The organism is Nitrospira sp. Nam80, assembly GCF_965152575.1.
Window position 1 is genome coordinate 3,607,739 of the sequence record NZ_OZ224216.1, and the last position, 12,491, is coordinate 3,620,229.

The 12,491-nt window shown below is 57.7% G+C and carries 9 protein-coding genes and 1 riboswitch; of the genes, 2 read left to right on the forward strand and 7 right to left on the reverse strand.

The window, feature by feature from the left end; all coding sequences use genetic code 11:
• Positions 1 to 4: 4 nt before the first annotated feature.
• The 4 genes from ACWGXE_RS17050 to ACWGXE_RS17065 form a co-directional block, all read right to left on the reverse strand.
• Complete coding sequence (locus ACWGXE_RS17050) at positions 5 to 1,240, reverse strand: ABC transporter permease (RefSeq protein WP_447599200.1); 1,236 nt, start codon at positions 1,238 to 1,240, stop codon at positions 5 to 7.
• Positions 1,241 to 1,248: 8 nt separating this feature from the next.
• Positions 1,249 to 1,959 (reverse strand): ABC transporter ATP-binding protein, encoded by a 711-nt coding sequence (locus tag ACWGXE_RS17055; RefSeq protein ID WP_447599202.1) that lies wholly within the window; start codon positions 1,957 to 1,959, stop codon positions 1,249 to 1,251.
• A 72-nt stretch (positions 1,960 to 2,031) separates the two neighbouring features.
• Positions 2,032 to 3,309, reverse strand: a complete 1,278-nt coding sequence (locus ACWGXE_RS17060) for an efflux RND transporter periplasmic adaptor subunit (protein ID WP_447599203.1) — start codon at positions 3,307 to 3,309, stop codon at positions 2,032 to 2,034.
• A 172-nt stretch (positions 3,310 to 3,481) separates the two neighbouring features.
• Positions 3,482 to 4,216: a hypothetical protein gene (locus ACWGXE_RS17065; protein ID WP_447599204.1), complete on the reverse strand. Its 735-nt coding sequence runs from the start codon at positions 4,214 to 4,216 to the stop codon at positions 3,482 to 3,484.
• 292 nt (positions 4,217 to 4,508) lie between these two features.
• Between ACWGXE_RS17065 and ACWGXE_RS17070 the strand changes: the two genes are divergently transcribed.
• On the forward strand, positions 4,509 to 5,384 hold the full coding sequence (locus ACWGXE_RS17070) for an undecaprenyl-diphosphate phosphatase (RefSeq protein ID WP_447599205.1): 876 nt from the start codon (positions 4,509 to 4,511) through the stop codon (positions 5,382 to 5,384).
• A 29-nt stretch (positions 5,385 to 5,413) separates the two neighbouring features.
• On the opposite strand, the gene lspA is transcribed toward ACWGXE_RS17070, so the two are convergent.
• From lspA to nadA, 3 genes are all read right to left on the reverse strand, one after another.
• Entirely contained in the window at positions 5,414 to 5,947 is a 534-nt protein-coding gene (gene lspA, locus ACWGXE_RS17075; protein WP_447599206.1) for a signal peptidase II, read from the reverse strand.
• Entirely contained in the window at positions 5,944 to 8,790 is a 2,847-nt protein-coding gene (ileS, locus tag ACWGXE_RS17080; RefSeq protein WP_447599207.1) for an isoleucine--tRNA ligase, read from the reverse strand. Before ileS ends, lspA begins: the two co-directional genes overlap by 4 nt.
• A gap of 88 nt (positions 8,791 to 8,878) precedes the next feature.
• On the reverse strand, positions 8,879 to 9,982 hold the full coding sequence (nadA, locus tag ACWGXE_RS17085) for a quinolinate synthase NadA (RefSeq protein ID WP_447599208.1): 1,104 nt from the start codon (positions 9,980 to 9,982) through the stop codon (positions 8,879 to 8,881).
• Positions 9,983 to 10,184: 202 nt separating this feature from the next.
• Positions 10,185 to 10,286: riboswitch (TPP riboswitch) on the forward strand.
• Positions 10,287 to 10,435: 149 nt separating this feature from the next.
• Between nadA and thiC the strand changes: the two genes are divergently transcribed.
• The gene (thiC, locus tag ACWGXE_RS17090) at positions 10,436 to 12,298 is read left to right on the forward strand and encodes a phosphomethylpyrimidine synthase ThiC (RefSeq protein ID WP_447603777.1); all 1,863 of its coding nucleotides are present in this window, start codon (positions 10,436 to 10,438) and stop codon (positions 12,296 to 12,298) included.
• Positions 12,299 to 12,491: the final 193 nt, after the last annotated feature.

A 12,491-nucleotide genomic window follows, 5' to 3' on the forward strand; every position in this document is an offset into this window, starting at 1 on the left:
GCACCTATTCGTATCGCAGCGCTTCGATCGGATTGAGGCGGGCCGCTTTGTTGGCCGGGTATAGGCCGAAAAACAAGCCGATCCCGACGGAAAAAATGAACGCCGTGGCGATCGCGTCGAGTGAAACGATCGTCGGCCAGCCGGCCACGATCGTCGTGATCCTGGCACCCAGCACCCCGACGGCAATTCCGATCAGCCCGCCGACCAAACTTAACGTGACCGCTTCAATAAGGAACTGCATCAGGATATGCTTTCGCCTGGCTCCCACAGCCATGCGAACCCCGATCTCCCTCGTGCGCTCGGTCACCGACACCAAGAGAATATTCATGATCCCGATCCCGCCGACGAGCAGCGAGACCGATGCGATTGCAAACAGCATCACGGTCAATGTTTGACTCGTGCCCTCTTGAATCTTTCCGATATCCACCTGCGTGCGAATAGTGAAATCGTCTGCTTGCTCCGGCTGCAGCCGATGGCGCATCCGCAGGACTGCGCGAATCTCTTCGACCGCCTCCGCCAAATCGTCGGATCGTTCGGTTGAGGCAAACAGGGCTCCGACCGATCCGAGGAATTGCGTTCCAAAGACCTTCCGTTCCGCGGTGGAAAAGGGAATAAACACTATGTCGTCTTGATCCGCGCCCTGCGCCGATTGCCCTTTGGGGGCCAGTACGCCGATCACTCGAAACGGGACATTTCCCAATCGAATGGTGGACCCCACCGGTTCCTCCCCCGGGTCGTACAAGTTTTCGACCGTCGTCTGTCCGATGACGGCCACCCTGGCGGCGCTGTCCAGATCAATCTGAGTAAAGGGACCGCCGCTCGTAAAGAGCCAATCGCGAATGGTGAGATAACTCGGCGAGATCCCCGTCACCGGTCCGTTCCAATTTCGGTTGGCATTCACGATTTGCAGCACATCTCGCCTGGCCCAGCCCGTGTCCGTCAGCAAGGGAATCCGCTTTTTCAACTCCAGACCATCCGTGACGGTGAGGGTGACAGCCCCGCCCTGCCCTCCGCGCACGCCGCCGACGGTGGTCGCGCCCGGCAACACGATAATCACGTTGGTCCCCATGCTGGCAACCTGCGCCCGGACGGCAGCCCTAGCCCCTTGGCCGATGCTGACCATGGCAATCACGGCGGCGACCCCGATCACGATGCCGAGCATGGTAAGCCCGGCCCGCATCCGGTTGCGGCTCAACACCCGGAGCGCGGTCATGATTGTCAGCAGGACGAAGGCGGGCATGGCACGCGTTACTCCACGGCCGAAGCCTGTCGAGCGGTGGGATGATCTTCGTGGATTCTGCCGTCTCGAATCACGATCCGGCGGGACGCACAGCCCGCGACGTCCGATTCGTGCGTGACGACGATAATCGTCATTCGGTCCTCACGGTTCAACCGCTCCAATATCGCCATGATCTCCCGGCTCGATTCCGTATCGAGATTACCGGTCGGTTCATCCGCAAAGAGAATCGCGGGAGACCCAACAAGTGCCCGGGCGATCGCGACCCGCTGTTGTTGTCCGCCGGACAGTTGCGTGGGATAGTGGTATTCCCGCCCGGCCAGACCGACCCGCTCCAGAGCTGCGCCGGCTTGATCTCTTTGCTCCTTCAGCGAGAGTCCCCGGTAGAACAAGGGTAACTGCGCGTTCTCCAGCGCGCTGGTTCTCGGGATGAGATTGAAGTTTTGGAACACGAATCCGACGCGCCGATTCCGAAGGTCGGCCAACTCGTCCGGCTTGGCCCCGGCGACATCGAGACCATCCAGCCAATACCGGCCCCGGCTCGGATAGTCCAGACAACCCAGAATGTTCATGAGCGTCGATTTTCCCGATCCCGACGCCCCCATGATCGCGACAAATTCTCCCCGATCAATGGCCAGATCGACTCCCCGCAATGCCTGCACTTGGACATCGCCCACCCGGTACACTTTCCACAGATTTTCACAGTGGATGAGAGGACCCATGAAGCCCTTCGTGAGAGTGATTGGGCGAGACAGTCGCCGTTATGCGCAGGCCGAGATGTGGAAGAGAATACTTCACAGACGGCGGTCTCGCCGGGAAGAACGTTGCTGTCCCGAGCCGAATCCCGGCGGCAGGTCGTTCGACCGCCGATCGCCACGCGGTATGTCAATGCCGATAATGAGATGATCGCCCTCTTTCACATCGCCGGAAGCGGCCTCCGTGGAGATGCCGTCTGAAATGCCGACTTGCACGGCGGTGCTTTCCGGGTCTCCATTCCCATTCAATTTCCACACGAGCTTGGCTCGTGGATCACCCAATGATGAAACAGGGCGCGTATCGCTCGAAGATGGAAGCGGTCCGGCGGAATTCGTCGCAGATGGCGCCGATTCGCGGATTACAAGACTCGGAGTGAACCGGAGTGCGGCATTGGGAATCTTCAGCGCGCCGTCCCGGCGGGCGACCACAATCGACACATTGGCGGTCATGCCGGGTTTGAGACGAAAATTCGGGTTGTCTACTTCGACGACGACATCGTACGTGACCACGTTCTGCACATTGATCGGAGCATTTCTGACCTGACGCACTTTTCCCTGAAAGACTTCTCCCGGATACGCGTCCACGCTGAAGGTCGCGTCCTTCCCTTCGGTAATCCCGCCGATGTCGGCCTCGCTGACGTTGGTATCGACCTGCATTCTCGTGACATCTTCCGCGATCAAGAACAACGTCGGAATAGAGAAATTAGCCGATATCCGCTGCCCCACTTCCACTTGGCGCGAAATCACCACGCCATCGACCGGCGATCGAATCACCGTGTACTTCAAATCCAACTCGGCCGCTTCCAAGGCCGCCGCCGCCTGCTTCACGGCCGCTTCCGCAAGTTTGATCTGCGCTGCAGCGCCCTCGTACGCGGTCAGCGCTACATCCACCTCGTTTTGCGACACAAACTGCTGTCCGATCAGCGCCTTGGCCCGATCCATTTCGCGTTTGCGCTGAGCAAGATCGATGCGGGCCTTCGCGACGGCAGCATTGGCATTCGCCAGGTTGGCTTCCGCCTGGTCCCGCCTGGCTCGATAGGGAAACGGATCAACCCGTGCCACCACCTGACCCGCCTTCACCTTTGAATTGAAATCGGCATGGAGGCTTTCAATCATCCCCGACACCTGGCTGCCCACCTGAACGGTCGTAATTGGATTGATCGTGCCGGTGGCAATCACGAGCGAGACAATGGACCCCAATTCCACTGGAGCGGTGCGATAACGGACGGGAATCTTCCGTTCGCCGTTGAAAAACACATAGCCGCCGATCATCAGACCGATGAGGAGAACTCCAAGGATCAGGATGACGCGGCGCATCGTGGCGGTCCCGGATGGGGAATCGGCCTATCTTATCAGGAAGTTACCGGAGAAACACTGTGAGCGATTCCACATGACCAGTACGCAGGGAAAAAGCACGAAGGCCGCTCGCCTGAACAGGCAAGCGGCCTTCGCCACAGTCCGTATGGATCGGGCCCATCCGCCTCCGAGACTAGGGGCTGACCGTGATCCGGTCCTTGATCATGTCGAACGTTTCCTTCGGGACGACGTTCTTTGCAACCAACTCCCCCTTGACACGGTACGGGCGATTGCTCACCACCCGGTCGGCCATATCTTTTGTCAGGCCGAGGACGAGCACCATGTCACTGGCGGAAGCTTTGTTGACGTTCATGAGAGCCGCCGCACCGGCCGAGGGAAGGACGACCTCTCCGGAATTCGTTGGGGGAGTCGGCGCTGCGGCAGACCCCATGCCCGGCGTCCCCGGCGAGGATGGAATCGGAGGCGTGGGCACCGCACCGGGAAGCGTGCGCGCACGCTCCTTCATTTCCTTCTGATATCGTGCCACCAACGATTTGAGCTGTTCGTTGTGGCGCCTTGTCTCATCATACTCTTGGCGAATGCCGCGGTTCTGCGCGGTCAACTGTTTGATCTTATCTTCCAGTTCTTTCGTCCGAGCCTCGATGGTATCCCGTTCTTTATCGCGCCCATGTTCGATCCGTTGCAATTCGTCACGGGCCGACTGTGTTTCGGCTCCGAACTTGGAGTTCAACTCCTTGAGCGTTTTCACCTGCTGCTCGAGCGCGTTCTTTTGGGCCCTGGTTCTCTCAAGCTCGGTCTTGGCATTTTCGGTTTCAGTGACGGCTTCCCGATATTTCTTTTCCGCCACGCATCCAGATAAGGCCGCCACGCCGATCAGCGCCAGCCCTGCCATCCACACTTGCCTCATGGGCTTCCTCCCCGGTTCGATCCGAACTCACGGTCCCCGCTCTTCTTACTGTGTGTATGCCAACGGTCGGCCTTTGTCAATATATTTGCCCCTTGGGCAAGCGATTCGACAGACCGCAATTCCGGATCAGCGAGAATCAGATTCAACCGCCGAGCCGGCCGCCATCGGCACAACCATCGGTTGCAGGTGAAGAAAGCGGCTCTACTTGACGGACGGCGATAACTCTGGGATTATGCGTACAAGCTGTCGATCAACAGTCCACCCGCGACAATCGTCCAATTTACATCAACACATGATAGATTGGGGTCCAGAGCTTGCCGTCATCCTCGGCATTATCGAAGGCCTGACTGAATTTCTGCCTGTGTCGTCCACCGGTCATCTCATCCTGGCCGGACATGCCTTGGGCTTTACCGGCGACGTCGCGTCGAACGTCTCGATCTCCATTCAACTCGGAGCCATTTTGGCCGTGATGGTGTACGAGCGGTCCAAAATTGGTTCGCTGCTGTCGCAGGGGATTGCGGAGCAGGCCGAATTTCGCCGGATGCTGGCCGGACCTCATTCAAAAAGTTGGGGCGATGCGCTCAGCTTGTCCATGGCATCCCATCGGAACCTATGGTTTCTGATCGGTATCGGCATGGCTTTCTTGCCGGCCGGGTTGCTCGGCCTCCTGGCGCACAATTGGATTAAGACGTACCTGTTCACGCCGGTCACGGTCGCCGCATCCCTCATTCTCGGAGGAGTCATTATTCTTTTAGTAGAACGACTAGCCGATCGAGCCAAGACCAAACATTTGCTGGATGTGTCGCCTCGGTCCTCGCTGTTGGTCGGATTGGCTCAGTGCGTCTCTCTTATTCCGGGCATGTCCCGCTCCGGCGCGACCATTGTCGGCGGCTTGCTGGCCGGATTGGACCGGCGCGTGGCGACTGAGTATTCCTTTTTCTTGGCGTTGCCCACAATGATTGCCGCGACGATCTACCAGATGTTGAAATCGCAATCCGCCTTCAGCCGGCAAGATTATTTTGCATTGGCTATCGGCCTCGTCGTTTCTTTCTTGGTGGCATGGGCCGTCATCGCGGCGTTCCTGACATACGTGCAGCACCACACATTGCGTGCCTTTGCCTACTACCGCATGATCTTGGGAGTGATTGTCCTAGTCGTGGTTGGCTGAAGGAGAGCGCCGATGGGCCGGTTTCCCGGTCATGGTTTGACGGAACGCGGATCTTCCTGCAATAGCGGCTCCGGCTCTTTCTGTTTTTCGAACGCAAAATGCAAAATCAGAAAGATGACGCCGACGGTGATGGCCGAGTCCGCGACGTTGAACGCGGGCCAGTGATACGTGTCAATGTAGACGTCGAGAAAATCAATTACTTCTCCATACCGCAGCCGATCCAATAAATTGCCGATTGCCCCGCCGAGAATGGCGACGACGCTGATCTGGCCCATCCAGTCATCCTTCGGCATTCGAACCAGGATCGTGCCGAGCAATCCCAAAGCAAAAAGCGAGGTAATGCCGAAAAAGATAAACCGGAACGATCCGCTGCTGCCGGACAAAATCCCAAAGGCGGCGCCCGGGTTCCTGATGTATGTGATGCTGAAGAGATTCGGAATAACCACGATGGATTCATGCAGCCGCATGGTCTGCATGATATACACCTTCGTCGCCTGATCGATGACGACAATGCCCAGGCTCACGAGGCCGAGCAGGACATATCGCGATGTCGTTCCCTTCACGTGGTCGCCTCGCCGAAATATTTCCGCACCGGCCCGATACATCGATCGCATAAGGTGGGATGGTCACTATAGCTTCCCACGGCGGCACGATAATTCCAACAGCGCTCGCATTTTTGGCCGGCCGCCTTCTCGACTGTGATCCTGAAATCAGAGCTATGCGGCAAATGATCGACCGGGCGTAACTCAACGTCCGAGACGATGAAGAATGCTGGGAGGTCTTCAAGATATCGCTGCAGCGCTTGATACCGGTCGGAATTGGCTTCGATCACCACTTTCGCCTCTAACGACGATCCTATCACCTTTTCGCGGCGTTGGCTTTCGAGCATGGCGAGCACCGCTGTACGCACATCCAAGAGTTCGCTCCACCGTTGAGCGAGTTCTCGATCCGACCATTTGGAATCGCCCGCTGGGAACCCGGACACATGGATGCTCGGGCCTCCGGTTCCCTTTCGCGCCGTTTCCTGAAGCACTCCCCAGATCTCTTCGGCCGTGAAGCTTAAGATCGGCGCCATCAATTTCGTCAAAGCCGTGACAATTTCGAACAGCACGGTCTGGGAACCGCGCCGCAACGGAGCATCCTTCTCGAACGTGTAGAGCCGGTCCTTCAGGATATCGAGATACACCGCACTCATATCCACCGAGCAGAAATTGTTCAGCGCATGGAAAATCGTATGGAACTCAAACGCATCGTAGGCGGTCTTGATGCGCGGAATTAAATCGCCGAGTTTCATGAGCGCCCATCGGTCCAGCTCCGGCAACCGTTCGTACGGAACGCGATGGGTCTCAGGATCGAAATCGTACAAATTGCTCAATAGGAAGCGGCAGGTATTCCGAATCTTGCGGTACGCTTCGATGAGATGATTCAGGATCTCATGGGAGATTCGGAGGTCTTCGCGATAGTCTTGAGCCGACACCCACAAACGCAGGATTTCCGCGCCCGACTGCTTGATCACGTCCTGCGGCGCGACGACATTGCCGGCGGACTTCGACATTTTCTTTCCCGCGCCGTCCACCACGAAGCCGTGCGTCAGCACCGCCTTGTACGGAGCCCGCCTATCGGTGATGACGCCCGCCAACAACGCGCTATGAAACCAGCCTCGGTGCTGATCCGATCCTTCCAAATACAGATCCGCAGGCCACCATTGTCGAGGCTTCAGCACCGCGGCGAAACTCACGCCGGACTCAAACCACACATCGAGAATATCCCGTTCTTTCTCAAATTCCCGGCCGCCGCATGCCGCGCAGACCATACGGGGCGGCAATAATGCAGCCGCGGGATTGGCAAACCAGTAATCGGTACCATGTTGCTCGATCAGGCCGGCGACATGGTCGATCACGACCGGCGACGCCAAAACGGTGTGGCAAGCGGTGCATGTGAATCCGGGAATGGGAGTACCCCAGACCCGTTGCCGAGACAAGCACCAATCGGGGCGATTGGCGATCATGCCTTCGATCCGATCCTGTCCCCAAGGGGGCACCCACTGGACCCGCCCGATTTCGGCCAAGGCTTCTTGGCGAAGATGATTGATCTCCATCGACACAAACCATTGCTCCGTCGCACGGAAAATCACCGGCCTCTTACAGCGCCAACAGTGCGGGTAGGAATGGTTCAGCGAGCCCTGTCCGAGCAACCGGCCGTTCTCTCTCAACCGCTCCACGATGCCGGGATTCGCTTTGAGAACATGCTGGCCGGCGAATTCACGCACCGCCTCTGTGAACCGGCCGGCATCATCCACCGGCGCCAGGATGTCCAAGCGCTCTCCAGCGCTCGCCTTGGCGTTGTAATCGAGCACCAGGAGATAGTCTTCCATGCCGTGACCGGGCGCGATGTGGACACAACCGGTGCCCTGCTCCAGCGTCACAAAATCACCAAGGAGAATGGGCGACAAGCCCCTCGTCAACGGACGCTCCGTTTCCAATCCTTCAAACCCGTCCCTGCCCTTCTTTACCCCCAGAATGCGATAGCCGGACAGGTCGCAGGCTTTGGCGACGGCATCGACCAGCCTCTCCGCCATGATTAAGGCGTCATCCCCCACCTGGACGAACGCATAGTCGATGTCCGGGTGCAGACAGATAGCTTGATTGGCCGGAAGCGTCCAAGGCGTCGTAGTCCAGATGACGACCGAAATGCGCTTCACCATATCGGGAACAGACAAGCCCTTGAACGGGGTCTTAGCAAGCACTTCAGGCGGACTGACCAATGGAAACTTCACATAGATCGAGGGCGAGGTGTGATCATCGTATTCGACTTCCGCCTCGGCCAAGGCGGTCTGGTCATGAGTGCACCATAAGACCGGCTTCAGTCCCTTGTAAACTCCGCCCCGTTCCACAAAACGGCCGAACTCCCGCAGGATTGTCGCCTCATATCGCGGGTCCAGCGTCAAATAGGGATGTTGCCAATCACCGAGTACGCCCAGCCGCTGAAATTCTTCCCGCTGTACCTTATAAAACTTCTCCGCATACTCTTTGCACAATCCCCTGATCGTGAGCGTATCGAGATTCTTTTTTTTGTCCCCTAACTCCTTCAATACCTGATGTTCAATCGGCAGTCCGTGACAATCCCACCCCGGTACATAGGGGACATGGTAACCCGACATCGTTTTCGATTTGACAATGATGTCTTTAAGAATTTTGTTCAGCGCATGTCCGATGTGAATGCGGCCGTTGGCGTAGGGGGGGCCATCATGCAGAATATAAAGTTCACGCCCTCGTCCTAATTCCTGTATCCGCTCATAGAGATGCTCCTGTTCCCATCGAGCCAGTAACTCCGGCTCGCGCTGAGGCAGGTTCGCCTTCATGGGGAAATCAGTCTTGGGCAGATTCAGTGTCGATTTGTAGTCCATGGTTGTGCAGAAATCGGGGTTCAAAACCAAGCGTGGCGCCGGTGCGGTAGGACTATACCGAATCGAAGAGCGGGGAACTAGTGATTATTTAGCTGATCGCCATCATCCGGTCGAGAGCCACCTTGGCCCATTCCTTATCGTCCGGCGGCACGACGATATGGTTCACGACATGGCCTTCAGCCAAATGTTCCATCGCCCAACAAAGATGCGGGGCATCGATGCGATACATCGTCGCGCATTGGCATACGGTGGAAGAAAGAAAGAACACCCGCTTCTCAGGTTGATCCCGCTTCAAGCGGTTGACCAGGTTCAGTTCCGTACCGACCGCCCACGTTGTCCCGGGCGGAGCCGCGCTCACCGTCCTGATGATGTATTCGGTCGACCCGATCAGGTCCGCCTTGTTGACCACGTCCTCATGGCACTCGGGATGCACGATCACGGTCCCGTCCGGATATTGGCGGCGGAAGTGATCGACATGCGACGGCTGGAACATCTGATGGACACTGCAGTGTCCCTTCCAGAGAATCAACCGCGCCCGCTTGATCGCCTCGATGGAATTCCCTCCTCGCGGCATGTAGGGATCCCAGACAATCATGTCTTCGCGGGGGATGCCCATTTTATTGGCGGTGTTTCGACCGAGATGTTCATCGGGAAAGAAGAGAATCTTCTCGCGGCGAGCCCAGCTCCAATCGATGACGGCTTTGGCATTCGAGGAAGTACAGGTGATGCCGCCATGTTCGCCGCAGAAGGCCTTCAATACGGCTGCGGAATTCACATAGACCGCCGGCATGACGGTCTCTTCCACCGGCACAATGCGGTTCAACGCGTCCCAACACTGTTCCACCTGTTCAATCGCCGCCATATCGGCCATGGAACAGCCGGCGGCCATATCGGGAAGGAGCACCGTCTGATTCGAGCGGCTCAGAATATCCGCCGTTTCGGCCATGAAATGGACACCGCAGAACACGACATAGGGGCGGTCCGACCGTTCCTCCGCGATCTTCGAGAGCATTAAAGAATCACCGCGAAATTCGGCATGCTGAATCACCTCATCGCGCTGATAGTTATGCCCGAGGATCATCACCTGGTCTCCCAGGGCCGCCTTTGCCGCGCGAATCCGCATAAACAATTCATCGGGCGAGAGATCTTGATACTCGGTGATCGGCCGTGGCAACGTTGCGAGACTTTTCATCGTAGTCATCGGATCGTGGTTGCAGATGGTGTTTCCCATGTGGAATAAAGAAGCGACAACGTTGTCATTCTACGACAGCACACACCCACAATCAACGAACGGCGCGCGCGCAAAGGGCCTATCGATGCCCCTTCACGGATGGGCTAATGAGGCTGGGGCTTCCGCGCACATTGACAAGCTGTCTGTCGGCTAGTACCATCGCACCGACAGCTAGGGGTGCCTTCCGGCTGAGAGTCCGACAATCGGACGACCCTCACAACCTGACCTGGGTAATACCAGCGTAGGGAAGCGAAGGAAAGCTGGTTTCGTGGTTGATGAAGCCGCACCCTTGCCGGATGCGGCTTTTCTTATTTTTGAGCATTCGATTCACGTCACGCCCGCGGAGAAAGGATCGCCATCATGAGTGAGCCTCTTGCCAAAAATGGACATCAACACGGGACCGGGCAGCCGTCGATGACTTCCCCTTTGACCACTGCACCATTTCCGGCATCACGCAAAATTTATGTGGAGGGCGCTTTACCGGGCGTTCGCGTGCCTATGAGAGAGATCAGCCTCTCTCCCGCCCGTGCCCTGGATGGGCGGGAGCCGGCGCCCGACTCCGCCGTCACGGTTTATGATACATCAGGCCCCTATACCGATCCGCATCAACAGATCGACGCCAAGGCCGGCTTAAACCCCATCCGAAGACCATGGATCCTCGGACGCCACGACGTCATCGAACTGTCCGAAGTATCCTCTCATTATGGCCGGCTCCGGGCATCGGATCCCAAGCTGAAAGATTTACGTTTCCAACACATCCGGAAGCCCTTGAAGGCCAAGCCCGGCCTGAATGTGACGCAGATGCACTATGCTCGAAAAGGGATCGTGACGCCCGAGATGGAATTTATCGCGATCCGCGAGAACCAGGTCCGGGACGCCGCCCCCCCCATCCCCTCGGGCCGTAATGGCCATGGAGGGGGAGTCGCGCAGCATCCTGGACAGGCCTGGGGGGCTCGAATTCCTGATCGCATCACGCCGGAGTTTGTTCGCGATGAGGTCGCGCGCGGCCGGGCCATCATTCCGGCCAACATCAATCACCCCGAAAGCGAACCGATGATCATCGGACGCAACTTTCTGGTGAAGATCAACTCCAATATCGGCAACTCCGCGGTGGCCTCCTCCATTGAAGAAGAAGTGGAGAAAATGATCTGGTCGATTCGCTGGGGCGCCGACACGGTCATGGATCTCTCAACCGGCAAGAACATTCACGAGACGCGGGAATGGATCATCCGCAATTCCCCGGTGCCGATCGGAACGGTGCCTATCTACCAAGCGCTCGAAAAGGTCGGCGGCAAGGCGGAAGACCTGACCTGGGAGATTTATCGCGATACTCTTATTGAACAAGCCGAACAGGGCGTGGATTACTTTACGATCCATGCTGGTGTCCGGCTTCGCTATGTCCCGCTCACGGCCGGCAGAATGACGGGCATCGTGTCGCGCGGCGGCTCGATCCACGCCAAATGGTGTCTGGCGCACCATGAAGAAAATTTCGCCTACACCCATTTTGAAGAAATCTGCGAGATCATGAAGACATATGACGTGTCGTTCAGCCTGGGGGACGGCCTGCGCCCTGGCTCGATTGCCGATGCGAACGACGAGGCGCAGTTTGCCGAACTTGAAACATTGGGCGAACTGACCAACATCGCCTGGCGACACGACGTGCAGGTCATGATCGAAGGTCCCGGTCATGTGCCGATGCATCTGATTCACCAGAACATGGAGAAGCAGCTGAAAGAATGTCAGGAGGCGCCGTTTTATACGCTCGGGCCCCTGACGACCGACATTGCCCCCGGGTACGATCACATCACCTCCGGGATCGGCGCGGCCATGATCGGCTGGTACGGATGCGCGATGCTCTGCTACGTGACGCCGAAGGAGCATTTGGGCCTGCCCAATAAAGAAGACGTCAAGACCGGCGTCGTCACGTATAAAATCGCCGCCCACGCGGCGGATCTGGCAAAAGGGCATCCCGGCGCGCAGGCTCGGGACAACGCGCTCTCGAAAGCCCGATTCGAATTCCGCTGGGAAGACCAGTTCAATCTGTCGCTGGACCCCGACACCGCGCGCGCCTTTCACGACGCGACGTTGCCCGACAACGCCGCCAAGGTCGCCCACTTTTGCTCGATGTGCGGCCCGCATTTCTGCTCGATGAAGATCACGCAAGACGTGCGGGAATATGCGGCGCAGAAGAAACTGGACGAGCAGCAGGCGATTCAAATCGGCATGAAAGAAAAGTCTGAGGAATTTCGGCAAGCCGGCTCGGAAATTTACTTGTGAGAGTCGTTAACGGGTGAGGATGCTCAAAACAGTCTTTCAACAAGGCCGCAGGGAGGCGCACGGCGCGATGAATAAAGAGCGCCATGTTTGTGCGCGCCGGCGAGTCAGTGAGCCGGCAGTGTCCCGCCCCCGAGGCGTACTGTCCTATGGGTATGTTGAGGGGGATGAGCGACCGGGAACGATGTTGAAGGCT

Bases quoted from the DNA above. Each gene is read 5' to 3' on its own strand.
- nadA (WP_447599208.1), bottom strand. From the start codon at position 9,982: ATGAAAAGTCTCGCAACGTTGCCACGGCCGATCACCGAGTATCAAGAT.
- ACWGXE_RS17055 (WP_447599202.1), bottom strand. From the start codon at position 1,959: ATGGGTCCTCTCATCCACTGTGAAAATCTGTGGAAAGTGTACCGGGTG.
- ACWGXE_RS17065 (WP_447599204.1), bottom strand. From the start codon at position 4,216: ATGAGGCAAGTGTGGATGGCAGGGCTGGCGCTGATCGGCGTGGCGGCC.
- ACWGXE_RS17050 (WP_447599200.1), bottom strand. From the start codon at position 1,240: ATGCCCGCCTTCGTCCTGCTGACAATCATGACCGCGCTCCGGGTGTTG.
- thiC (WP_447603777.1), top strand. From the start codon at position 10,436: ATGACTTCCCCTTTGACCACTGCACCATTTCCGGCATCACGCAAAATT.
- ileS (WP_447599207.1), bottom strand. From the start codon at position 8,790: ATGGACTACAAATCGACACTGAATCTGCCCAAGACTGATTTCCCCATG.
- ACWGXE_RS17060 (WP_447599203.1), bottom strand. From the start codon at position 3,309: ATGCGCCGCGTCATCCTGATCCTTGGAGTTCTCCTCATCGGTCTGATG.
- ACWGXE_RS17070 (WP_447599205.1), top strand. From the start codon at position 4,509: ATGATAGATTGGGGTCCAGAGCTTGCCGTCATCCTCGGCATTATCGAA.